General features: G+C 69.8%; 19 protein-coding genes and 7 pseudogenes. 11 read left to right on the top strand and 15 right to left on the bottom strand.

The window, feature by feature from the left end; all coding sequences use genetic code 11:
* Nucleotides 1-78: 78 nt before the first annotated feature.
* The 4 genes and pseudogenes from ACF1BE_RS32515 to ACF1BE_RS32500 form a co-directional block, all read left to right on the top strand.
* Nucleotides 79-432: pseudogene (locus tag ACF1BE_RS32515) on the top strand (zeta toxin family protein); the annotation flags it as partial.
* Nucleotides 433-652: 220 nt separating this feature from the next.
* Nucleotides 653-925, top strand: a complete 273-nt coding sequence (locus tag ACF1BE_RS32510; RefSeq protein ID WP_392202594.1) for a hypothetical protein — start codon at nucleotides 653-655, stop codon at nucleotides 923-925.
* A gap of 189 nt (nucleotides 926-1,114) precedes the next feature.
* Nucleotides 1,115-1,606, top strand: coding sequence for a DUF6174 domain-containing protein (locus tag ACF1BE_RS32505; RefSeq protein WP_392202586.1), 492 nt, complete (start codon nucleotides 1,115-1,117; stop codon nucleotides 1,604-1,606).
* A gap of 453 nt (nucleotides 1,607-2,059) precedes the next feature.
* Nucleotides 2,060-2,659: a hypothetical protein gene (locus ACF1BE_RS32500; protein WP_392202585.1), complete on the top strand. Its 600-nt coding sequence runs from the start codon at nucleotides 2,060-2,062 to the stop codon at nucleotides 2,657-2,659.
* 233 nt (nucleotides 2,660-2,892) lie between these two features.
* Here the strand turns inward: ACF1BE_RS32500 and ACF1BE_RS32495 are convergent, their stop codons facing one another.
* Entirely contained in the window at nucleotides 2,893-3,141 is a 249-nt protein-coding gene (locus tag ACF1BE_RS32495; RefSeq protein ID WP_392202584.1) for a hypothetical protein, read from the bottom strand.
* 1,086 nt (nucleotides 3,142-4,227) lie between these two features.
* On the opposite strand from ACF1BE_RS32495, the gene ACF1BE_RS32490 reads away from it, so the two are divergent.
* Complete coding sequence (locus tag ACF1BE_RS32490; protein ID WP_392202583.1) at nucleotides 4,228-4,719, top strand: hemerythrin domain-containing protein; 492 nt, start codon at nucleotides 4,228-4,230, stop codon at nucleotides 4,717-4,719.
* Between the two features lie 189 nt (nucleotides 4,720-4,908).
* Here the strand turns inward: ACF1BE_RS32490 and ACF1BE_RS32485 are convergent, their stop codons facing one another.
* The 6 genes and pseudogenes from ACF1BE_RS32485 to ACF1BE_RS32460 form a co-directional block, all read right to left on the bottom strand.
* Nucleotides 4,909-5,337 carry an SMI1/KNR4 family protein gene (locus ACF1BE_RS32485; protein ID WP_392202582.1) on the bottom strand — a complete coding sequence of 143 codons (429 nt, stop codon included), beginning with the start codon at nucleotides 5,335-5,337 and terminating at the stop codon, nucleotides 4,909-4,911.
* Complete coding sequence (locus tag ACF1BE_RS32480) at nucleotides 5,334-5,600, bottom strand: hypothetical protein (protein WP_392202581.1); 267 nt, start codon at nucleotides 5,598-5,600, stop codon at nucleotides 5,334-5,336. Before ACF1BE_RS32480 ends, ACF1BE_RS32485 begins: the two co-directional genes overlap by 4 nt.
* Before the next feature lie 76 nt (nucleotides 5,601-5,676).
* Complete coding sequence (locus ACF1BE_RS32475; protein ID WP_392202580.1) at nucleotides 5,677-5,853, bottom strand: hypothetical protein; 177 nt, start codon at nucleotides 5,851-5,853, stop codon at nucleotides 5,677-5,679.
* 256 nt (nucleotides 5,854-6,109) lie between these two features.
* A pseudogene (locus tag ACF1BE_RS32470) lies at nucleotides 6,110-6,277 on the bottom strand (hypothetical protein); the annotation flags it as partial.
* Between the two features lie 41 nt (nucleotides 6,278-6,318).
* Nucleotides 6,319-6,492: pseudogene (locus ACF1BE_RS32465) on the bottom strand (IS630 family transposase); the annotation flags it as partial.
* A 58-nt stretch (nucleotides 6,493-6,550) separates the two neighbouring features.
* Nucleotides 6,551-6,681: pseudogene (locus ACF1BE_RS32460) on the bottom strand (IS5/IS1182 family transposase); the annotation flags it as partial.
* A gap of 780 nt (nucleotides 6,682-7,461) precedes the next feature.
* On the opposite strand from ACF1BE_RS32460, the gene ACF1BE_RS32455 reads away from it, so the two are divergent.
* Entirely contained in the window at nucleotides 7,462-9,117 is a 1,656-nt protein-coding gene (locus ACF1BE_RS32455) for a lanthionine synthetase C family protein (RefSeq protein WP_392202579.1), read from the top strand.
* A complete protein-coding gene (locus ACF1BE_RS32450) occupies nucleotides 9,114-12,260 on the top strand; it encodes a lantibiotic dehydratase (protein WP_392202578.1) in 3,147 nt (1,048 codons plus the stop codon). The genes ACF1BE_RS32455 and ACF1BE_RS32450 overlap by 4 nt, the downstream gene beginning before the upstream one ends.
* A 525-nt stretch (nucleotides 12,261-12,785) precedes the next feature.
* Here the strand turns inward: ACF1BE_RS32450 and pcaD are convergent.
* The 7 genes from pcaD to ACF1BE_RS32415 form a co-directional block, all read right to left on the bottom strand.
* Nucleotides 12,786-13,907: a 3-oxoadipate enol-lactonase gene (gene pcaD, locus ACF1BE_RS32445; RefSeq protein ID WP_392202577.1), complete on the bottom strand. Its 1,122-nt coding sequence runs from the start codon at nucleotides 13,905-13,907 to the stop codon at nucleotides 12,786-12,788.
* Nucleotides 13,904-15,244 carry a 3-carboxy-cis,cis-muconate cycloisomerase gene (pcaB, locus tag ACF1BE_RS32440; protein WP_392202576.1) on the bottom strand — a complete coding sequence of 447 codons (1,341 nt, stop codon included), beginning with the start codon at nucleotides 15,242-15,244 and terminating at the stop codon, nucleotides 13,904-13,906. The genes pcaD and pcaB overlap by 4 nt, the downstream gene beginning before the upstream one ends.
* Nucleotides 15,241-15,843, bottom strand: coding sequence for a protocatechuate 3,4-dioxygenase subunit alpha (gene pcaG / locus ACF1BE_RS32435; RefSeq protein ID WP_251096570.1), 603 nt, complete (start codon nucleotides 15,841-15,843; stop codon nucleotides 15,241-15,243). The genes pcaB and pcaG overlap by 4 nt, the downstream gene beginning before the upstream one ends.
* A 5-nt stretch (nucleotides 15,844-15,848) precedes the next feature.
* Nucleotides 15,849-16,622: a protocatechuate 3,4-dioxygenase subunit beta gene (gene pcaH, locus ACF1BE_RS32430; RefSeq protein ID WP_392202575.1), complete on the bottom strand. Its 774-nt coding sequence runs from the start codon at nucleotides 16,620-16,622 to the stop codon at nucleotides 15,849-15,851.
* A gap of 115 nt (nucleotides 16,623-16,737) precedes the next feature.
* The gene (locus tag ACF1BE_RS32425) at nucleotides 16,738-17,940 is read right to left on the bottom strand and encodes a thiolase family protein (RefSeq protein ID WP_251097007.1); all 1,203 of its coding nucleotides are present in this window, start codon (nucleotides 17,938-17,940) and stop codon (nucleotides 16,738-16,740) included.
* Between the two features lie 14 nt (nucleotides 17,941-17,954).
* Entirely contained in the window at nucleotides 17,955-18,599 is a 645-nt protein-coding gene (locus ACF1BE_RS32420) for a CoA transferase subunit B (protein WP_392202574.1), read from the bottom strand.
* The gene (locus tag ACF1BE_RS32415) at nucleotides 18,599-19,354 is read right to left on the bottom strand and encodes a CoA transferase subunit A (RefSeq protein ID WP_251096573.1); all 756 of its coding nucleotides are present in this window, start codon (nucleotides 19,352-19,354) and stop codon (nucleotides 18,599-18,601) included. Before ACF1BE_RS32415 ends, ACF1BE_RS32420 begins: the two co-directional genes overlap by 1 nt.
* Nucleotides 19,355-19,544: 190 nt before the next feature.
* Between ACF1BE_RS32415 and ACF1BE_RS32410 the strand changes: the two genes are divergently transcribed.
* The 4 genes and pseudogenes from ACF1BE_RS32410 (at nucleotide 19,545) to ACF1BE_RS32395 (ending at nucleotide 22,513) form a co-directional block, all read left to right on the top strand.
* On the top strand, nucleotides 19,545-20,009 hold the full coding sequence (locus ACF1BE_RS32410) for a MarR family winged helix-turn-helix transcriptional regulator (RefSeq protein WP_392202573.1): 465 nt from the start codon (nucleotides 19,545-19,547) through the stop codon (nucleotides 20,007-20,009).
* A gap of 306 nt (nucleotides 20,010-20,315) precedes the next feature.
* Nucleotides 20,316-21,133 (top strand): annotated as a pseudogene (locus ACF1BE_RS32405) (IS5 family transposase).
* Between the two features lie 20 nt (nucleotides 21,134-21,153).
* Nucleotides 21,154-21,291 (top strand): annotated as a pseudogene (locus ACF1BE_RS32400) (RHS repeat-associated core domain-containing protein); the annotation flags it as partial.
* 96 nt (nucleotides 21,292-21,387) lie between these two features.
* Nucleotides 21,388-22,513, top strand: a pseudogene (locus ACF1BE_RS32395) (IS630 family transposase).
* A gap of 54 nt (nucleotides 22,514-22,567) precedes the next feature.
* Here the strand turns inward: ACF1BE_RS32395 and ACF1BE_RS32390 are convergent.
* Nucleotides 22,568-23,103: hypothetical protein (locus ACF1BE_RS32390; RefSeq protein WP_392202572.1), on the bottom strand; the 536-nt coding region annotated here is incomplete at its 5' end.

Genomic DNA, 23,103 nt, shown 5'->3' with positions numbered 1-23,103 from the left:
GACGCCGGCCTGGTGACAGGCGTCGGCGAAGGCCCGGCTGGTGTACTGGGCCCCGTGGTCGGTGTGCAGGAGCGCGCCATGCGGCCGGGGACGACGCAGTTGGTCGGCGACGACTTCAACGCGTCGCACCCGGACTGTCTGCGCCTGCTGGAGGAGGACCCGCGCAATGCCGGGGCGGCGATCCGGGCCGACTACCGCGCCTGGTTCGCCGAGGCCGAAGCGTATGTGCGCCGGCTTCGCGGCGACGCACTGATCGAGGGCGCGCCGGGCAGCGTGGAGGAGTTCCTTGCCAGCGCACTGCCGTTCGCGGCCGATGGCTACCCGGTCGAGCTCGTGGTCCTGGCCGTGCGGGAGGCGGACAGCCTGCTGTCCACGGCGCTGCGGTACGCCCGCTCCCTGCAGAGGGGCGGCTACCCGCGCTTCACTTCGCCAGCGGGACATGACGTGTGCGTCAGCGCCCTGGCCGACGTCGTCGACGACGCGCAGGAGGCCGTACGGCGCCTGGCAGCGGTGTCGCCGGACGCCGGGCTGCTCGCCGAGCTCCTGGACGACCCGTACGGCGTCGACACGGATGACAGCCTGCGCATCGTCGGGGTGACGACCGTACCGGGCGGTTGCGTCGTCACCCACCCCCTGGGGGTACGGGCCGCAGATGCCGGGCGTACAGGCCCTGCTCTGCGCCGGCACCGTCTGCTCCGGCATGTACGCCAACCCCAAGAGCGGCAACCAGGGCAGCCTCGTGCGCGACGGTGTCGTCGAGGGCTGGGACCTGCACCCCGGCGGGGGCCCGTGCACCGGTACGCCTCCCGAGGAGGTCCTCACCGCGTACATCTACGGCTCCCACGCGATCGCCGAGTGCTGCGCCCACGCGGGCCTCTTCCCCGCCGACCCGCGGCCCTTCACCGGGCCCCCGACCTGTGGGTAGAACTCCCCGAGCGCGACTACTGGCAGCACTGACCGGTACCACTTCCGAGGGCGCCCCCGCGTCGGGCCGGCAGGTGCGCGCAAGCCGCTGCCTGCCGCCGTCCCCGGGTGCGGCGGACCGTGCACAGGGCGGGCGTGAACGAACCGGGGTCCTTCCGCGTCGTTACGGTAACCGAACCGGAGGAGTCCCATGAGTGCTGGACGTTTCCCCGCCCGCCCGCTGTCCGCCGCCGCGCTGACGGGCGCCGCGCTGTGCCTCGTGACCGCGTGCGGCGGCACCGCCGAGTCCGTACGGAGCCACGCGGCCGGTGGGCCCCGGCACACCGCCGCAGGCGGGACGACCGCGTGGCGGGAACCCGCCGCCTACGGTTACACGTTGACGTCGACGACGGAGGCGCTGGCCGGGCGGTTCCGGGTCCAGGTGCACGACGGCAAGGTGTCCGAGGTGGCCGGGCTGGACGAGGACAGCCGGCGCCAGGTCCGCGAACACGCCGAGGTGCCCACGCTCGGCGGGCTGTTGCGGCGGCTGGAACAAGCCCGCAAGGAGCACGCCGAGACGGCGCAGGCGCGGTACGCGGCCGACGGGCACCCCGTGCGCATCGCCCTCGACTGGAGCCGCAACGCCGTCGACGACGAGGCGCTCTACCTCGTCAGCGCCTACACCCCCGCCCCCACCGGGTGAACCGGTCCCGAGACGCCCCGCCCCCCGGCGCGCGGCCCGGGCGCAGCCCCGCTGGTCCTCAGCTGTCCTGCTGCGCACGTGGGCCGCCTCCTCCCTGCGAGCCCGGCCATGACCCCCCGTCCCGGTTCCCGCGCCCGCACCCAGGCGGCCACCGCCCTCACCACCGTGCTCCTGACCGTCGCCATCACGGCCGGCCTGCACCACCCTTGGGCTTGCCCAAGGTGACCGGCGGGAGGCTTGCCCAGGGTGGCCTTGGGCTTGCCCGCAACCGTCGGCGGCTTGCCCGGCTCAGCGGCGCAGACGTGAGAGCCAGCCGGTGGCCTTCTGCTTGGGCACGGCCTGGTCCTGCTCCTGACGCATCGCGCCTGCCAAAATTTTTTCCGTGACCGAACGATTGGGTGGTCTGTGCGGCGAGCGCCCCGTCATGCTGATCTCAAGGTGAGGGGGGCGCGCGTGGCACGCGATCAGGCGGAGATCGAGCAGAAGAACCGGCAATGTCTTGGGTCGTTCGTGGTGCGAGCGCGCCGTGTGGCAGAGCACACCCTCGCTGGTGACTGGGAGAAGCTCATAACACTCATCGACCCGAAAATCGGAATCCGTTTCGAGAACGGTGAAATCCGGATCCGACACGAGCTGCCGGCCGAGGAGGTAGTCGAGTCCGCCGCGGCGCGGATCCGGCCGATTCTCTTGGCGACCGAGGACTGCTTTCACATGAAGGCGCTGAAGGCACTGGGCTACGCCTGCCGGGAGTTGCCGCGTGATGCGGAGTGGGTCCGAGCAGTGCGTGCCGAGTGGAAGACACGGGTAGACCCCGCCACGCCCCTCACCGCGCTGCACCCTGATGCCGGCCGACTGGATGCCACCCAGCCTGATCTCGGGTGCGCGATGGGCTGGGCCCAGGTCTACAAGGTGCGGCCCCGCGTTAACCTGGCCTGCCCCGGGTGCGGGTGGGCCGTGCATGCCAAGCATTCCCCGCAAGGGGTGCGGTTCTTCTGCGGCGTGTTCAGCGTGTGGTGGTGCACCACCGTGCTCGGCGAGGGCGGCGGTCGGTGAACGTGCCGATACCCCGGTCTGTGGAGGAGTTCAGCTCGATCGCGTCCGAGCCGCCGACCGTCGCGGTGAAGGTGGCGGCGATCTCGGCGAAGGTCGGGCCGCGGATGTAGCTGACATGGGTGTCGCCGTAGTCGAGGGGTGCGCAACGAGCTCACTGCCCAGGGGCACTCCTTGGCTATGCGCATGTACCGCGCAACCATCGGGCCCCCTCGCGAGTCGCACTACGCGAACCATCAGCACCACCATGGGGACCACATGAACCGCGCCACCATGACCACGCTCGCCGCCCTCGCCCTCGCCGCCACGCTCACTGCGTGCAGCAGCAGCGACGACAGCAGCACCAAGCCCGCCAAGACCGTCAGGGACAGCACCGGCGCATACAGGTCGCCGAGTCCGCCGGAGGCCTGGACGTAGAACGCGGCGACCGCCTCGTTGCACGGGTCCTTCGGGTCGTACAGCGCTCCGGCGGTCGTGTGGTCCAAGACGACCGCGATTCCCGCCACTACGCGGCCGCCCGCGGCCCGTGCGCTGCGGCGCCCAGGCGCTTCAGCAGCGCCCGGGCCTTCGCCTCGGCTTCCGGGCTCGGCGTGCTGCCGAGGGCGGAGGCGAACGGCATGCGCGGTAGCCGCCGCCCGCACTCGGTCCCCTGGACGCGATTGGTGGACGGGGTTGGTACGCGGAATGTTCGCTCGAGGTGCGGCGTGAGGTGCACCCCCGGGCGGCCTGCCGGGGCCGGCGCTCTGCTGCGTCCTGGCGGAGGTGGTGGGCAGCGGGTGGGCGTGTGCCTAGGGGTGAGGATTGCGGCGTGTCGCGCGGTGTGTGGATCGGTGCGGCATGCCGATTTCCATGATCGATGAATGGAGTTCACGCGACGGCGGTGTCTGGAGGTTGTCCGTTGCCGTCAGCTCGGGTAGGGCAGCCCCGACGCGTCCGCAGATGCCGGCGGCTGCTCGCCGGGGGTCGATGACGTACTTCTCGGTACGCCCCCACCCACAAGCTTCTGGAGTATCAGCTCGACCTTCGAAGCCATGGACGTACCGGACCGCTGCTGTGTGCCCGGTCAACGGATTTCCCGCGGCGGTCGAGTGAGCGAGGTCGCTCACGTCAAACAGACGGAGGTTGCCGTCTTCTTCCCTGTCGCGAGCCACTGGCCGTCCGGACTGAACCCGATGGACGTGAATCTGCACTGGCGGTGTTGACCAGAGCGCCGGGTCTCCTCACGTCGGAGTGATCGGCCCGTCATAAGCGGACAGCTCCGTCTGCCTGGACGGCGGCGACGACGCCTCGCCACGAGAAAGCCGGTTTCTCACCGTGCCGTCGTTTTCCGAGACGGACAGGGTTGGCCGTATTCGCGGTGTTCCAAAATGTGATCTCTCCTGCACGACCTGGCCCCGCCGCCAGACGCAGCAGTGGTCCGTCCCCCTCCTCCAGCGGACGCTCTCTCTTGGGTACGCCGCCCCGCTGAGGAAACCGGGTCGTGGCGAGTGGCGTCCGAAAGCCATCAACGCAGGCGGTAAGGGTAAGGGGTAGTGACCACGATCGCTCGCAAGGAAGAAAGGTGCCCCGCCATGTCCCAGGCACAGGACGTCGTTGAGCTCATCCTCCAGGACCACCGGCGCATGGAGGACCTGTTCCGCCTGATGCGCAGCATCGAAGCCGACCGCGCCGCCGCACTCGAGGAGTTCGCCGACCTGCTGATCGCCCATGCGCTGGCCGAGGAGGCCAAGGTCTACCCCGCCCTGAAGAGGTACAAGAACATCGACAACGAAGAGGTCGAGCACGGCGAGCACGAACACGACGAGGGCAACGAGGCCCTTCTGGCCCTTCTGGAGGTGGAGGAAGTCGGATCCGACGAGTGGGACTCCAAGCTGGAGGAACTGGTGGAGGCCGTCACCCATCACGCCGACGAGGAGGAACGCACCATCCTCAACGGTGCGCGCGAGAGCGTTGCCATGGAGCGGCGTGAGGAACTGGGAGCGGCGTTCTTGGAGGAGCGCGAGCGTCAACTGAAGGCCGGCTGCGGCTCGGTCGACAACGTGCGCCGCATCGTCAAGTCCTGACCGCATCCCGCCAGGGCCTGGGAACCGGCGTCCCGGCGACCACCGCGCAGACCTGGGTCCGAGCGTGGCGCATGGTGGGGCGCCGGCCCCCATCGTCGCTACTGACTTCGGCTCGTTGGGGTGACTTTCGCTGAACACCAGACGTTGGCTTCGCGCGGGCGGTGTGAAGCTTCGGACCGCCGCTCTGCGCTACTCCCACCTCACGAAGACATCGCTGCCGGTGCTGGTCAGGTGTGGTGTCACCGGATCGGCATAACTAGGCAAGCGGATCTCCGTTCCCTCGCTCAGGGCGACGAGAAGGTCCCGGAACATGTGCGACAGGCTTTCCCACACCTTCACCGGACCCTCCGTGTCCCCGGCGTGCAGGCCGTACAGCACGTTCCCGAACCGGTCTCCCTCACGGTGGTCCAGGATGAGCTTGCCTCCGGTGATGTCCGTGGCGATCGGGACCCATCGGACGTGGAACAGGTACCCGTACACCCCGTCGTAGATGTCCCGCAGGTCGGGGTCTTCCGACTCGTTCTCGTCGACCCATTCGGCTATTGCTTCCTCCATCGTTCGTTGACCGGCACGCACTCCCTCGGCGGCGCTCAAAATAAACCCTGCGGGGAGGATCACGCCGGGCGCACTCCCTCGGCGGCGCTCAAAATGAACCCTGCGGGGAGGATTACGCCGGGACCGCCATGGCCCTTCGTGGCGGTGGCCCCGTCGTGGCGTCCCAGCCACGTCACCAGATCGGGGTGCAGGGGGAACCGACGGTCGGCGATGGCGTCGATGTCGTCCTGCGCGGCGGGTGGGTTCAGGGCGGCGTGGTCCGCGGGCGCGTCGGCCTCCAGCCAGGCATCGATCCGGGCGAGGACAACATCAAGGCCGTCGGTCATATGACAACGCTACGAGTCTCGGTGACGCTGCCATGCACTGATGACGCCTGCGGACGGCGATACTGGATTCGGCTCGTCAGGTTGACGCAAGATTGTCGGAGGTCAGGCCGGTGCCCGCTATGAAGCCGTCGAGGGTGCCGTGCCGGTACTGAAGTCGTTTGAGGCGGTTTCGGACGATGGCCTCGAGCCGGTCGAGGGCGACCACGGCGAGGTTGGCCAGACTGCGCTTGACGTGCGCCCATACCCCCTCCACGGGGTTGAGGTCGGGCGAGTAGGGGTGGGTGCGCAGGCGTTGGGACAGTCAGGTCCGAGAGCCGGGCCGCATGGCGATCAGCCCGGCCACGGACAGCCGTCCCGACGTCGTCCACTCACCGTCACCTGCGGAGTCACTCCGCGTCGGCCCCAGGTACGTCCTTTGGGCGGCCGACGGGTGAAGCCTGCCTCGTCCTCGAAACAGATGTAGCCCCCGCAGGCCGCCCGCACTCTTTTACCTCTTCCCAGGTCGCCTCCTGCAGGTGGATCACGACGTGGATGCCGTGGTTTTGGCCGGGTCAGCTCATTCGTGACCGAGTCGATCAGGAAGAGCATGTCGTCGGTGACTACCTCGAGCACGGTGTGGTGTGGCCCCAGGACCACCCCTTCTCCTCGACGGTGGGGGAGTGCACCCGACGACCCGCCACCCGCCGGACAACAGCGGAAGGGCGAGGGGGACGTACACATCGCTGCGGACGCGAGCACGCTCCTTCCGCTGGGCGATCAGCACGTCGGGATGGCGGGCATTGTTGTTGCGCCGGCACAGGTAGGCGTGAAGCGCCCGGGTCTGCGCGGTGTGGTTGCGGTGGTTGGAGTTGGCGACGGTGAACTGGCGCAGCGGCCCGAAGTGGGCCTCGATCATCCTCACAGTCATAGCGGGTGGCGAGGGCCTTGCTCTGCTTGAGCTTGTTGAATCAGCGTTCGACGACGTTGCGGCGCCGGTACCGTTGCGGTCGAAGTGGCAGAGTGCCTCGCCGACGGGTCGGCGTCCGCTGATCTGGTCCACGCGTTCGGGAATTGTGCAGGCGATGCCGCGTCTGCGCAGGTAGGCGAAACGAAAGCGGGGCATGCCCAGCTCGCCGGTAGGCCGGCGGGCCGCCCCAGGTGCGGGAGCACCTGCCGACTCCCGAGCGAAGCCAAGCCGGTCGCGCGCGTGATCGTCGTCCCCCGGTTGCCTGACGAAATGCGCCATGACACGTTGGAAGCAGGGCGCTCCTCACTCGCCCTGACGATTGGATCGCCTCCGCCGTCCAGCATTGGAGCGCGGCGATGGACAATGAGCGAGACAGCGGCCGGCCGGCGCCCGGGGTAGGGGATGCCGAGGGACGGCAGGATCCAATTGTCGAAAGGCGTCGGCCCCAACCCGCGGACCCGGCCGTCCGGGGACTCACCCTGAAAGGGTTCCTCGGTGACAGCGACCGAAGGGGGTGTCGCCGCCTGTACTTCACGAGGAATCTCGACTATTACGCCGAGTTCTCCATCGAAGACGTGGTGGACACGTCACGCATCCCTCAGGACCGCCTTCCGTTCCTGGGCGAGCCCGCCTCGGAGGTCACACTGAAAGTGGGTGCGAAGTTCGAATACACTCGCAGTATCCCTGCCCGGGTTCCGGATGAGTTCGACCTGGACGTCCAGCGCGTTCATGCCGTCCCTCCCGTTCGCCCCGCGCATCCCGCGCGTGGCGCCCCGCGCAGCCGCGGGCGTAACCGTGACCGCACCGATTTAGCCGCTGACACTGAGTACACATGTGGTGAGAACACATGCCAGTACAACACATGTGAGACGTGTGTAACATGCGGTGAATACACGTGCGGCGCCACGAATTGCAATGAAGTCACATGTTGGGACGAGACCTGCGACGAAAGTGGCACATGCGCCACACGTTGTCTTACCTGTGAAACCTGCCCGGGTGAATCAGCGACGTGCCCGTCCACCGGGGATTGCACACCTTCGCTCGGATGGACGGTTGACGATCCTTGCCGGGGCCCGAGTGAAATCGAAACGGTATGCGAGACGTGTAGCGGCACGTGTGCATGCTAGAGAGCTGTTGTTCGGGGCGGTACGCCGGCCCATACGGGCCGGGGCCAGTGAGACATGCTCCATTGGAGGCTCCGTGAATGGACAAGCGCGCCCCGGCACGCTGCTCGACGGGGGGCCCGCCGCCCTCCCGTGGGAAAGCGTCCTCCAGGGCGACCGGCAGGCCGCCGCGCGATCAGTGGCACTCGATGTTGCCAAGCGGTGCGTCGACCGCAGGTGTCTGTCCCAGGCCCTCGCCCTCACCGCCGGCCGAAGCGAGTTCCCGCCCGGGGTGCGTTGGCTTCCATACGGTCTCGCGTCGGGCGACGTGGGCATCGCGCTCCTTTGCGCCTACTGCGACCAGTACCAGCCCGATGAAGAGTGGGACGCCGTCGGCCACGGCTTCCTCTCCTCCGTGTCGGAGGTTGACCGGGAGGCCGGAGGGAACTTGCACCCCGGCCTCTTCAGGGGGCTCGGGGGGACCGTGTTCGCGGTTGCCGCGCTCAGCCGTGTCGGCACCCGCTACCGCCGTGCGCTCGGGGTACTCGACGGCGAACTGGCATCCCTCGCACGGAGCGCCGCCGCTCGGCTCGCCGACGATCGCCCCGGCCGACTGGTGAGCGACTTCGACCTGGTGTCCGGCGTGAGCGGACTGGTCGCCGGTCTCCTGGGACGCGATCCGCACCGTTCGCTCGCTCCGCTGCTCACCGCATTGGTCAGCCTGGCCACGCCGACCGGTGGGGCGCCACGCTGGGCCACCCCGCCGGAACTGTTGGGCGACCCGTCCATGCGGAGCGCCTACCCGTACGGGAATCTCAATTGCGGGCTGGCCCACGGAATCCCAGGCCCCTTGGCAGCCCTCGCCCTGGCTTTTAAGGCGGGCCATCGGGTGCCCGGCCAAGCCGAGGCGGTGCGGTGCCTGGCGGACTGGCTGACGACGCACCGGGCCGACGACCAATGGGGAGTCAACTGGCCGGCGGCCATCCCCCTGCCCGCGCCGGACGGCACAACAGCGCCTCCGCGTCCCGTACCGGCGCGCTGCTCGTGGTGCTACGGCAGCCCCGGGGTGGCCCGCGCCCTGTGGCACGCGGGCGAGGCGCTGGATGACCAACGGCTGCGCGCGCTGGCCGTCGAAGCGATGACGGATGTCCTGGCGCGGCCGGTCGCCTCCCGCTACCTGAACTCCGCGACGTTTTGCCACGGCGTGTCCGGGCTGCTCCAGGTGGTTCTGCGGTTCGCCCACGACACTCGACTGCCGCAGTTCACCGCCGGGGCCACACAGCTGGTCGACCAGATACTCGCCGGCTTCGAGCCCGACCGGCCTGTCGGATACACCGCGCTGGGACCGGATTCCAATCGGTTGGATCGGCCTGACCTGTTGGACGGCGCCGCCGGTGTCACCATGGTGCTGCTGGCCGCGTCGACCGACACCGAGCCCGCCTGGGACCGGGTCTTCCTGTTGTCATGACCGCCCACGGCCACAGCCGGCGCGCCAAGCCACCGCTCTACCGACCCTTGGACTGGGCGATGGTACGGGCGCCCCTCCTGCCCGCCGATGCGCTCGCCGCCCTCGGCGGGGCCGCTGATGAGGCAGAGACGCTTTCCCCCGCGGATCCGCTGGTCCGTCTCGCCATCGAGGTGGGCAGCCCCGACCTGGCCACCGCCCTCCACCGGACCCGGCCCGACGACCCGGCGGCGCGTCGCGTCCGTGGGAAGCTGGCGCGCTATCTGATCCGGATGTGCACCCGGCCTACGCCGTACGGCATGTTCGCCGGAGTCGGCTTGGCGCACTGGGCGGACCACACGGACATCGCGGTGGTCGCCGGCCCTCCGCACACCCGTACGCGGCCCGACATGGAGTGGCTGCTCGGGCTCGTCCACCGGCTGGAGGAGGACCCGGAGATCCGCGCGGGACTGCGGCTGGTGACCGATCCGTCCGTCTCCTTGCGCGAGGGACGTGCGTTGCTGCCCGATGGCCGAAGCGGTGGCGGGTCGACCATGTCCGTCCGGCTCACCTCGGCAGTCCGCCACGTTCTGGAGACCGCGCGTCAGCCGACCCCACCCCACGAGCTCGCGGCGGGCCTCGCGCGGCTGGCGGGTGCGACACCTGAGAAGGCGGGCGCGCTGGTCGACCGGTTGTACGCTCAGGGGTTCCTGCGGTCGGACCTTCAGCCACCGCTGACCGGTGGTGACCCGACGGGGCACCTCGTGCGTCGGTTGGCCGCAGTGCCCGGCGCGAGTGACGTCGCCTCGCGCCTCGGCAGACTTTCCGACGATCTTACGAAATGGGACCGTCTCCCTCTGCCGGACCGGATCGAAGCCCGCCGAGAGCTGGTCGCGCGGGCCCGGGCATTGCAGCCCGCCGCGGCCGGTGTCGGCGTCCTGCAGACCGACATGGCGCTCACCCTGGGCGGCCGGGGTCTGCACCGGGAAGTGGCCGCTGAGGCGGCTCGCGCCGCCGAGCTGCTGCTCCGCCTCAGTCCCTACCCTGCCGGCCTGCCGCGTCTGGAAAGCTACCGGCGGTCGTTCCAGAGCAAGTACGGGGCGGAACGTCAGGTACCTCTGCTCGAACTGATCGATCCGGACGTCGGGCTGGGACTCCCCACCGCCCTGGGAGCGAACGGCTCGCCGCCCCACAACCAGCGGCGCAGTCGACTGCTCCTGGACCTCGCCCTAGCCGCCAACCGAGAGCACCGCCAAGCCGTCGAACTGACGGATCGGCAGATCGAGGAACTGTCCGTCTGCCCCCTCGACCCGGGCTTGTGCCCGCCCTCTGTGGACATGGCCCTGTTTCTGACGGCCTCCTCGGCGGCCGCACTTGACGCCGGTGACTTCAAACTGGTCGTCGGGCCGAACCTCGGCGCGCCGGCCGCCGGCCGCCACCTCGGTCGCTTCGCCGACCTGTTGGGTCCGGCCGCCTACGCGGGCCTGGATGGAATCGCCCGGCAGGAACAGATGTCACACCCCAACACCCTGCTGGCCGAGCTCGTATATCTGCCGGGACGTGCCCGCATGGCCAACGTCACCGTACGGCCCGCGGTGCGAACCCACGAGATCGTCGTCAGTGGCGTCGCTGGCGTACCCCTACGGAGGGTCGCGCCCCTGGACGAGCTGGTCGTGGGGATCGACTCCGGACGGCTGAGCATCGAGTGGCCTGCCGCAGGCGTACGCGTTGTCGGCGTGCAAGGACACATGCTGAACTCGTTGAACGCGCCACCTCCCGTGCGCCTTCTGCTGGACGTCGCCATGGACGGGCGCCACCAGTTCACCCCCTTCTCCTGGGGACCCGCGAACGCCCTGGCCTTCCTGCCCCGGATCCAGCACGGCCGACTCGTGCTCGCCCTCGCACAGTGGCGCATGGACGGCGGCCGATTGTCGACCAACGCATCGGGCGAGGCGTTCGCCGAGGCTCTGGCCTCGTGGCGAGAGTGCTGGGCCGTACCCGACCGGGTGTACCTGAGCTCAGGCGACAATCGACTGTTGCTCGACCTTTCCGACACCGACCAGGTAGAGCTGCTTCGGGATGAGATGAGACATCTTCCCGAAGGACAGTGCGGGCTGCTCCAGGAGGCGCTGCCGGGACCGGAGGACGCATGGCTGCCGGACGGCGGTCGTGGCCGTGTATGCGAGATCATCGTTCCCCTGGTCCGCACCCCGCCCCGTGGTCGGGATGTCGGGAATGCCCCGGCGGACAACCCGCCAGCCACCGAAACCGGGGCCCCGGCGGAGGCGGCACCCGTGGTACGAGGCCCAACACCGGTGGGCCCGCGAGCTGGTCTCCGTCTCAAGCCGCCCGGTAGTGATTGGCTCTACCTGAAGCTCTACGGCCGCCCATGGCAGCAGGACGAGCTCATCGCCGGGCCACTGCTGACCTTCGGGGAGTTCGCCACCGCCTCCGGCCTGGCCGACACCTGGTTCTTCATCCGCTACGCCGACCCCGAGCACCACCTGCGGATCCGCTTCCACGGCGACCGATCCGCCCTCCTGGGCCCGCTCATGGATCAAACCTGCCGTTGGGCCGATGACCTGCTGCAAGCCGAACGCGTCACCAGATTCGCCTTCGACACCTACGAGCGCGAGACCGAACGCTACGGGGGCGGGGACGGCATGCGCGTGGCGGAGGCAATCTTCGGCGCCGACAGCGCCTCGGTCGCCGAGCTCCTCAAGGCGAGCGAGGACGGGACGCTCGGGCTGGACCGAACCGACGTGGCGGTCAGCAGCGTCGACGACCTACTCGACTCGCTGGGCTTGACGCCGGACGAACAGTTGGCGTTCTGCCGGAGCCTGTGCGAGGTCTCCCCGGAAGGCGGCCAGCTCTACCGGCAGCACGGGCCCAGGCTCCGGGCAACGCTCGGGAGACCGGATCACCCGGACACCGCTGCCGTGGACCCGCTCTTCGTAAGGCGTAGAGCGACCCTGGCACCCGCCGTCGCTCTACTCACCGCACTGGGACGAGATGGCGGACTCGTCCGAAACCACACCGAGCTGTGCCGTTCGTACGTCCACATGCACCTCAACCGGCTCCTGAGCCTCGACGGCACGGACGAGCGGCAGGTTCTCGAACTTCTGCGCCGTACCAAGGAGGGGCTGGCCCGTGCCCCGCTCGGCTGACGCGATGACGACCTCGCCGGTGCGTCCGGGACACCTCTCGAAGTCAACCGCTGACAGACGATCTGTTCCACAGACTCCCGCCCGCGACCAGCGTGAGCACCCTGAGTACCGGTCACACCAGCCCTTTGACCCGCGGATTCAAGTTGGAGGACGCTGATGGCAGTGCATTCCAGGCCGGTGCGGGCATGTGCCGGGTCATGCGGGGCGGCCTGGCCAGCCGAGAGCCGGACGAACCGTCCGTGCCCGTGCTCGGGGTCGACCTGCCACGGCTGCTGGTACTGCTGGGAATCCACGCGCCGGAGGAACGCGTGCAGCCGCTCCGGCAGCTCGTGCGCGCCCGTAAGACTCGGAGGATGAAGGCTATCGATGAGTCGAAATGGGCCTCGAACTAGGCCGCTCACCTGGGCGTTCGCCGGACGCTGGAGCTGGGGTAAGGGAGGCGCGCGCCGCACCGGCTCCACCTGGCTGGCGGCTGCAGGGTGACTGTCAGTGGCCGCCGCGACCAGCAGGGGCACCTCGCCGCCGTCAGCCCGCCCCCTCCTCGTCCAGGACCCGCTGGGCCGTCGCGAAGGCTGAGTTGGCGGCCGGAACCCCGCAGTACACGGCGGCCTGGAGCAGCACCGCGCCGATCTCCTGAGGGGTCAGCCCATTGCGCCGCGCCGCCCGGACGTGCATGGCCAGCTCCTCGTAGTGCCCGTGCGCGACCAGCGCCGTCAGTGTGATCATGCTGCGCTCGCGGCGGGACAGGGTCGGGTCGGTCCATATCTCGCCCCACGCGTAGCGGGAGATGAAGTCCTGGAACCGGGCGGTGAACGGGGTCTGCCTGGCCTGGGCCCGATCCACGTGCGCATCGCCCAGAACCTCCCGGCGCACCGCCATCCCGCTCTTTGGCGGCCCGTCGAACTGGGTGCGCAACGCGGCCAGGACGGCCCGGGGGCACTCGGCCGGTGCCAGGTGAGAGGCGCCGGGCAACTCGACCAGGGTCGCGCCCGGCACCGCGTCGGCGACCTCCCGCAGATGCGCGGGCGGCGTTGCGGGGTCCTGCCGGCCCGCCACCAGGAGAGTCGGTACGGCGATGTCGGCGAGCCGCTCGCGCAGGTCGAACGCGGCGAGCGCGTCGCAACAGGCGGCGTACGCCGCCGGGTCGGCCTCCCGGTGGTCCCGTACGAGCCGGGGCACGGTGAACCCGGGGGTGAACCAGCGGGCCTCGGCGCTCTCCGCCAGCCGTTGCAGGCCCTCCCGGCGCACCTGCTCGGCCCGCTCCTGCCAGGAAGCGCTGCCGCCGAAGTGGGCGGAGGAGCAGATGACCGTCAGGGAGGAGAGCCGTTCTGGATGGTGGACGGCCAGGTGCAGGCCGACGGCGCCGCCGAGGGACACGCCCGCGTAGGCGAAGCGATCGATACCGAGCGCGTCGGCGAGCGTGAGGACCAGGGCGGCGAGGTCACCGACGGTGGCGCCGGGCCCGATGAGATCCGCCGCCGAACCCCCGTGTCCCGGCAGGTCCCAGGACACGACCCGGTGCCCGGTGGACAGTTGGGGCGCGACGCGGTCCCACAAGGCGGTGGACGTGCCGAGCGAGGGGCCGAGCAGCAGCGGGGGCGCGGAAGGCGGTCCTTCTTCCAAGTGGTTGAGCAGTTTCACGGTCAACGTCGCTCCAAGGCACGGTCGGTGAGGGGGCCGGCGAAGCCGGTGTAGCCCGCGGGGTCCGTGAGGTCGCCGAGATCGACATCCTTCAACTCTGGCTCTTCGCTGAGAAGTTCCGCCAGTGCCCGCTCCTGGGTGTGTGCGCGGCGGGCCAGTTCCGTCAGGAGCTCCCTGGCGCGGGCCCGGCCGAGGCGGGACTCCAGCACGGCGGACAGCCGCTCGGAGACGATCAGTCCCCGGGTGAGGCCGAGGTTCTGGCGCATCGCGGCGGGGCGCACCCGCAGCCCCTCAGCCAGCCCGGCCGCGTGGGCGGCCGCACCGCCCACCAGCCGCAGGAGGTCGCGCAGCGGCTCCCACTCGGCGTGCCAGGCGCCGGCCGGCCGCTCGTCCTCGGCAACCAGGGAGCCGTACAGCGTGGCCGCGAGTTGGGGGGCGCGCCGGGCGGCGGACACCAGCAGGGTGGAGCGCACCGGGTTGGCTTTGTGCGGCATGGCGGACGAGCCGCCGCCGCTGCCCTCGCTCACCTCGCCGGCCTCGGTGCGCGACAACGTCAGGACGTCCACGGCGAGTTTGCCCAGTGCCCCCGCCGTGAAGACCAGGCACCCCGCAAGGTCCGCGACCGGAGTGCGTAGTGCGTGCCAGGGCAACTCGGGTGCGGAGAGGCCGACTTCCCGGGCGTACGCGCGCGTGAGAGCCACCCCGTCCTTGGTCCCGAATGCCCGAAAGGCCGCCAGCGTCCCAGCGGCTCCGCCGAGTTGGACGGGGAGCGTGTCGCGTACCCGGGAGACCCGGTCGCGTGCGTCCAGGACCAGCGCGCGCCATCCAGCCACCTTCAGCCCGAACGTGGTCGGTACAGCGTGCTGGGTGAGCGTCCGTCCCGGCATTACCGTGTCCCGGTGCCGGGCGGCGAGCCCGGCCAGCGCCCGCTCGGCGCGCCCGAGGCCGGCCAGGACCGGGCCGAGGCTGCGCACGGCGACCAGCATCGTCGCAGTGTCCATGACGTCCTGGCTGGTGGCGCCCCGGTGGACGTAGGGTCCGTACTCCTCGCCGACCGCCGCGGTCAGGTCGGCGACCAGCGGGATCACCGGGTTACCGTCGTCCACGGTCCGCGCGGCCAGCGAGCGGATGTCGAAGTTCGCCGGGTCGGCCGCTTCGGTCACCGCAGCGGCGGCCTCGGCGGGGGCGAGGCCCAGGGCGGCCTGGGCGCGGGTCAGGGCCGCCTCGGCGTCGAGCAGGGCCCGCAGGTATGCGGTGTCGCTCGTCGTGTGCGCCGCCGGGGTGCCGGCCCACCCCGGGGCGAGCAGGCCGGTGTCGCTGTCGTCGGGTGCGTCGGGTGTCACTGGTACTCCAGGAAGACCGTCTCGCCTTCGCCCTGAAGGCGGATGTCGAAACGGTAGGTGCGGTGGCCCTCGTCAGCGGCGATCAGCGTGTCGCGCCGGTCGCCCACCTGGGTGAGCAGCGGGTCGGCGGTCAGCGCGGCCTCCTCGCCCGGCAGGTAGATCCGGGTGAACAGGTGCGTGAGCAGACCTCGGGCGAAGACGCACACGCTGAGGTACGGCGCGCTCTGCCCGCGGGCGCCGGGGCGCAGGGTCCGCGCGTACCAATGGCCGTCGGCGTCCGTCTGGACGCGGCCCCAGCCGGTGAACTCCACGCCGTTGCGGCCGAGGTGGCCACCGGTGGCGGAGTCGCGCCGGATGGAGCCGTTCGCCCGCGCCACCGTGCCGTCGGGATGCGGTCCCCACAGTTCGACGAGCGCGTCGGGCAGCGGCCGGCCGTCGCCGTCGAGGACGTATCCGTGGACGGTGACGGTGTCCGGGTGGCCGAGCGGGGCGATCTCCGCGCCGCCGCGGAAGGGCAGGGCGTAGCCGTAGAAGGGACCGACCGTGTGGGACGGGGTGGGCAGCACCTGCTCCGGGCCGCTCGTGTCGATCTGCGTCATGGCGCTCAGCGTCCTTCTTCCATCCAGGTGGCGGCGGGGCCGTCCAGCACGATGTCCCAGTGGTAGCCGAGGGAGAACTCCGGCACCGACAGACCGTGGTCGTAGGTGGCGACCAGCCGCTGCCGGGCCGCGTCGTCCGTCACCGACTGCAGGATCGGGTCGTACCGGGATAGCGGATCGTTCGGAAAGTACATCTGCGTCACCAGCCGCTGGGTGAACGCCAATCCGAAGACCGAGAAGTGGATGTGGGAGGGACGCCAGGCGTTCAGGTGGTTGCGCCACGGGTACGGGCCGGGCTGGATGGTGGTGAAGTGGTAGCGGCCCTCGGTGTCGGTGAGGGTGCGGCCGACGCCGGTGAAGTTCGGGTCGAGCGGGGCGTCGTGCTGTTCGCGCTGATGGGCATAGCGGCCGGCCGAGTTGGCCTGCCAGATCTCGATGAGCTGGCCGCGCACCGGGCGCCCGTCGCGGTCCAGCAGCCGCCCGGAGACGGTGATCCGCTCACCGACCGGTTCCCCGGCGTGCTGCCGGGTGAGGTCGTTGTCGATCCCGGTGATGTCGCGCTCCCCGAAGGCGGGAGAGTGCAGCTCGACCAGTTCGGGGTCCTCGCTGGTATCGATGGCGACCAGGGGCTGCTTGGGGTGGCGCAGCACGGAGGAGCGGTAGGGCGCGTAGTCGCGGCGGGGGTGGTGCTCGACGGGGGCGCCGTCGGCGACGCGCTTCTCGTACACGGCGTGCTCGGCGGCGATTTCGAGGTCGATGTCGGCTTGGGTGAGGCTCATGGGATGTCCTGGGAGGTCAAGGGGTATGACGGTGCCCGCGACGGGCGCGGAGGTGGATCGCTGTGCGGCTGCGCCGCGTGGGCGCGAGCGGGGTGCGGGCTGGCTGGCGCAGTGCTCAGCGTTCGAGGACAAGGGCGAGGCCTTGGCCGACGCCGATGCAGAGGGTCGCGACGCCGGTGCCGGAGCCGCGCCGGGCGAGCTGGTGGGCAACGGTTCCCGCGAGCCGGGCGCCGGAGGCACCGAGCGGATGTCCCAGCGCGATCGCCCCGCCCTGGGGGTTGAGGATCGCCGGGTCGAATTCGGGCCATTCGGCGAGGCAGCCGAGGACCTGGGCGGCGAAGGCCTCGTTCAGCTCCAGGACCGACAGGTCGTCGAAGCACTTGCCCGCCTTGGCAAGAGCCCGGTCGACGGCTGTGACGGGAGCGAGGCCGAAGTAGTGCGGGTCGAGGGCGGACACGCCGGTCGCGGTGATCTGCGCGAGCGGATCCCGACCGGTGGCCCGCAGCCCCTCTTCGTCGGTGAGGAGCAGCGCGGCCGCACCGTCGTTGAGCGGGGAGGCGTTGCCCGCAGTGACCGTGCCGCCCTCGGCACGGAACGCCGGCTTGAGCTTCGCCAGCGCGGTGAGGGAGGCGTCCGGTCGGACGCACTCGTCGGCGGCGAATGCGACCGGCTCGCCCTTGCGCTGCGGGACTGGGACGGGCACCAGCTCTGCGTCGAACAGGCCCTGCTCCTGGGCAGCGGAGGCCTTACGGTGGGAGGCAAGGGCGAACTTGTCCTGCTGCTCCCGGGTGATCTCATGCTTGTCGGCGATCAGCTCGGCGCTCTCGCCCAGCGGGATGGTCCACTGCGGGTCCATCGCCGGGTTGACCGCGCGCCAGCCGAGCGTGGTCGAGTACAGCTCGGTGTGGGCGGTCGGGAACGGCATGTCCGGCTTCGGCAGGACGTACGGCGCCCGGGTCATGGACTCCACACCGCCTGCCACGGCGATAGAGGCGTCGCCCACCGCGATGGCCCGGGCCGCCTGGATCACCGCGTCCAGGCCGGAGGCGCACAACCGGTTGATCGTCACGCCTGGCACCGAGGTCGGCAGCCCGGCGAGCAGGGCCGCCATGCGGGCGACATTGCGGTTCTCCTCACCGGCGCCGTTGGCGTTGCCGAAGTAGACGTCGTCGATCCGGGCGGGATCCAGGCTGGGAGTGCGAGCCAGGAGCGCGCGGAGGACGTGGGCGGCCAGGTCGTCGGGGCGAACGGCCGACAGACCGCCGTTGTAGCGACCGAACGGGGTGCGGACGGCGTCCACGAGGTACACGGTCTTCATGGCGTGAGCGCGGTTCACAGCACCTCCTCCGCAAGAGTCAGTTCCGCATCGGTCTTGGCGGCGACCTCGGCCCCAGCCACACCGGGCGCGGTCTCCACGAGCACGAGCCCCTCCGCGGTGACGTCCAGAACGGCCAGATCGGTGATGATCCGGTTCACGCACGCCCTGCCGGTGAGCGGCAGGGTGCACTCCTTGAGAATCTTCGGCGAGCCGTCCTTGGCGGTGTGCGTCATCACCACGATCACCTGTCGGGCACCGTGCACCAGGTCCATCGCACCGCCGATCCCGGTGACCAGCCTGCCCGGCACCACCCAGTTGGCCAGGTCGCCGCTGGCGGAGACCTGCATGGCGCCGAGCACGGCCACGTCGATGTGCCCGCCGCGGATCATCGCGAAGGACAGCGCCGAGTCGAAGAAGGACGCGCCCGGCAGGACCGTCACGGTCTCCTTGCCCGCGTTGATCAGGTCTGGGTCGACCCGGTCCTCGGTGGGATACGGGCCCGTGCCGAGGATGCCGTTCTCCGACTCCAGGATCACCTGGACGCCCTCGGGCAGCTGGTTCGGGATCAAGGTCGGCAGGCCGATGCCGAGGTTGACGTACTGGCCGTCGCGCAATTCACGCGCCGCGCGCGCGGCCATCTCCTCACGAGTCCAGGCCATCAACCGCTCACCGTCCGCCGCTCGATCCGCTTGTCCGCCGCCTGCTCGGGGGTCAGCGCCACCACCCGCTGCACGAAGACGCCTGGCAGGTGCACCGCGTCCGGGTCGATGGCGCCGGGCTCGACCAGTTCCTCCACCTCGGCGAGTGTGACCCGGCCGGCCATGGCGGCGAGCGGGTTGAAGTTCCGGGTGGACCTGTTGAACACCAGGTTTCCGTGCCGGTCTCCCCTCGCGGCACGCACCAGCGCGAAGTCGGTGCGGATACCGCGCTCCAGCACGTACTCCACGTCGTCGAACTCCCGCACCTCCTTCGGCGGCGAGGCCAGCGCCACTCCGCCGCTGCCGTCGTAGCGCCACGGCAGGCCACCCTCGGCGACCTGGCTGCCGACCCCGGCCGGGGTGTAGAAGGCGGGGATGCCGGCACCGCCGGCGCGCAGCCGCTCGGCGAGCGTGCCCTGCGGGATCAGCTCCACCTCCAGCTCACCGGCCAGGTACTGGCGGGCGAACTCCTTGTTGGCGCCGATGTACGAGCCGGTCACCCGGGCGATCCGGCCGGCGGCCAGCAGCACGGCGAGGCCCGACTCCATCGCACCGCAGTTGTTCGACACCACGTTCAGGGCCCCGACTCCGCACTCGTGCAGCGCCTGGATCAGTACGTTCGGTACGCCGCTCAGCCCGAACCCGCCGACCGCGAGGGATGCGCCGTCCGGCACATCGGCCACCGCCTCCAGTGCCGTGGCGACCACCTTGTCCATCTGTGACGCTCCGTCTCCGGTTCATCAGTGCACTGATGATCAGGGCACTGAGTATGTTGTGGGAGCTGCTCACGCTGCCATCGGAGTCCAGGGCCGTCAAGACCCGAATTTCTCGGGGCTTCCTGGCAGGGCAGTCGATTCATCGACCGTGTACGATCAGTACACCAACGAATCGATCAGGGGAGCGCGTATGGCCGCGGTGGATCTCGCCACCCATCCCGGGCACCTGGCCCGGCGGCTCCAGCAGGCGCACTACCTGCTGTGGAACACCATGGTCTCGGAGGAGATCACCTCGCCACAGTTCGCCGTACTGAACGCGCTCGTCGCCGAGCCTGGACTCGACCAGCGGACCGTCGGGGAGCGGGTCGGTCTTGACCGCTCGACCGTCGCCGATGTCATCGGCCGACTCGGCCGCCGCGAGCTGCTAGACAAGGTGCGCGACCCGCAGGACGCCCGGCGCTTCCTGCTCCGCCTCACCAACGAGGGACTGCGCACCCACCGCAAGCTGACCGTGCGCACCGCCCGCATGAACCAGGTTTTCCTCGCTCCGCTCTCAGCCGAGGAACAGGCACAGTTCTTCGACCTGATCCGCCGGGTGGCCGACGCCGCGGAACACCTGCGAAACGCGGCCGAGCCGCTGACCACCCACGGCTGACCGCGCCACATCCGCCCGCGCGGATGGTCGCGGATCGACTTGTACGGTTACCCCGTAGTTCGTTGATTGCGGAGAAGGCGTTGTCGCCACGAAGATGATCGCCGCCGGCATGGCACCGTCATCACACCGTCGCCGACCGTCGCCCTGATTTCGCACCGGCGGCTCAGGCGCCACACCTTGGAAGATCTCCCGCAGCCCGTCCGGCACCAACCGCTCGACTATGCCCATGCCCTGGCAACGAGCTACCGCCAATCAAGACATCGCCTAACACCGTGTCCTATGTGGTGAGGCATCGTTGACCTCGATATGGGGCGGGGCGCGTGGAGTCGGATTGTTCCGGACGGGCTGTGGGAGATCGCGAAGCCGCTGATACCTCCGTCGAAGGTGCGGCCGCAGGGCGGCGGAACCCAGGACACGTCTGATGAGACGCTGTTCGCGGCCATCATCTATGTCCTGGTCAGTGGCTGCGCCTGGCGACCACGCCGCCGTGCTTCGGCATCTTCAAGACCACTGTCCCTCGCCGGTTCTTGATCTGGTCACGAGCCGGCGTCTGGGGCCGGCTGCACGAGGCCGTGCTGCACCGGCTCGGGCGACGCCGGCCTCATCGACGTCACCCGAGCCGTCCTCGACACCGCCCACGTGCGTGCTGAAAAAGGGGCGAACACACAGGTCCGAGCCCCGTGGACCGAGGCAGGCCAGGTTCCAGGATGCACATCCCGCCGGATGCGAACGGGCTGCCCCTCCTCGTCGGCGTCTCAACTGGCAACACTCATGACAGCGAAGGGCTGAAGCCCATGGTGGAGGGTAAACAAACGAGACACGACCCCCACAACGGCCGGTACTTCAAGCCCCAGCGGCTACACGCGGACAAAGCCCACGACCGGGCCGACCTACGTAGATGGCTGCGCGGGAAGCGCATCGGCGTGCGGATCACCCGCAAAGGCATCGAGTCAAGTGAGCGATTGGGCCGACGGCGTCGGGTCATCGAGCGGACCATCTCCTGGCTGTCCGGCTACCGTCACCTCAGCCCTCGCTACGAACGCGCTCCCCGCAAGTACCTGTCCTTTCTCGGCCTCGCCGCTGCTATCTGCTGCTACAAGCGATTCGTCCGCCTCACCCCATAGGGCGCGGTGTAAGGCGGGGTGACCCGCAGGGCCGCTTCTGCTACGCCAAGGAGGACAAGGCGGGCAGCATCACCGACTACTCGCAGTACTGCTACGACCTCGTCGGCAACCTCACCTCCCAGGGCACCGACCCCGGCTGCCCGCGCGGCACCACCTACCAGCACATCTAGTGCTCTGACCACATTGGCTCACCGTGTTGGTGGTCGGGGCGGTTGGATGTGCGGTGACGTCCGATCCGAGTGCTGGGGGGTGCGGTGGCTGAGCCTGTCCGCGTGCGCAGGTTGACCGACCATGAGGGGCAGAAGCTGCAGCAGATCGTGCGCCGGGGCAGCACCAGTTCGGTCCGCTTCCGACGCGCGATGATGCTGCTGGCGTCAGCCAGCGGAAACCGGGTCCCGGTGATCGCCCAGCTGGTGCAGGCCGACGAGGACACCGTCCGGGATGTGATACACCAGTTCAACGAGATCGGCCTGGCCTGTCTGGACCCTCGGTGGGCGGGAGGCCGTCCCCGCCTGCTCAGTCCTGACGACGAGGACTTCGTCGTCCAGACGGCCACCACCCGCCCGCCCAAGCTCGGCCAGCCCTTTACTCGCTGGTCCATCCGCAAACTGCTGGCCTACCTGCGGAAGGTCCATGGGCGGGTCATCCGCATCGGCCGCGAGGCATTACGCCGTCTGCTCGCCCGCCGCGGCATCACCTTCCAGCGCACCAAGACGTGGAAGGAGTCCCCGGACCCCGACCGCGAGGCAAAGCTGGACCGGATCGAAGAGGTCCTGGACCGCTTCCCGGACCGGGTCTTCGCGTTCGACGAGTTCGGCCCGCTCGGCATCCGCCCCACCGGCGGTGCGGGCTGGGCCCAGGCCGGTCACCCTGAGCGGCACCCGGCGACCTACCACCGCACCCACGGCGTCAGGTACTTACACAGCTGCTATTTATTCGGTCGGCGACGACACGCTCTGGGGCGTCAACCGCCGGAAGAAGGGTGCCGTGAACACACTGGCCGCTCTCAGGTCGATCCGGGCAGCCCGGCCGGACGGCGCCCCCATCTACGTCATCCTGGACAACCTGTCCGCCCACAAGGGTGAGAAGATCCGCCGCTGGGCGAAGAAGAACCGCGTCGAGCTGTGCTTCACGCCGACATACGCGTCCTGGGCCAACCCGATCGAGGCGCACTTCGGGCCGCTGCGGCAGTTCACCATCGCCAACTCCAACCACCGCAACCACACCGTGCAGACCCGGGCCCTGCACGCCTATCTGCGCTGGCGCAACGCGAATGCCCGTCACCCCGAGGTGCTGGCAGCCCAGCGCCGCGAGCGCGCTCGTATCCGCAGCGAGAAGGGCATCCGTTGGGGCGGACGTCCCCTCGCAACCGCAGCCTGACCCGGCCCGGCAAATACGACGGCTCCTTTTTGCAGACAGCCGCCTGCGTACCCATCAGTCGTTCTCGTGAAGTAGTTCGTCTGCGGCTTGTTGGGCCGCCCCGGCTTGCGCGGTTCGACCTGCGCGTGTCAGTAGGGCAGCCAACTCCGCCAGGTCCCGGCCGGCTCGCATTCCGTCCGCACCCGCAAGTCGTGCGTACTGCCGATAGCCCGCGACCGTCTCGGCCACCTGGGAAGCGGCCTCCTCGATGCGATCCTCATCGATCAATCGAGCGATCAGATTGTGCCGCCCCTCCGCCAAAGAGATCTGATAGACCAGCTGATCAGCTTCGCCTGGGGTGAAGGCACCGTACACATCCATCAGGGCCTGCAGTGTATTCACCGCTTCCGCGGTTCGACGCGCGCGTGTCAGTAGGGCAGCCAACTCCGCCAGGTCCCGGCCGGCTCGCATTCCGTCCGCACCCGCAAGTCGTGCGTACTGCCGATAGCCCGCGACCGTCTCGGCCACCTGGGAAGCGGCCTCCTCGATGCGATCCTCATCGATCAATCGAGCGATCAGATTGTGCCGCCCCTCCGCCAAAGAGATCTGAT

The sequence above is a fragment of the Streptomyces sp. NPDC014991 genome, assembly GCF_043080665.1.
In the GTDB taxonomy this organism is placed as follows: Bacteria; Actinomycetota; Actinomycetes; order Streptomycetales; family Streptomycetaceae; genus Streptomyces.
This window is presented reverse-complemented; position numbering and strand designations above follow the sequence as displayed.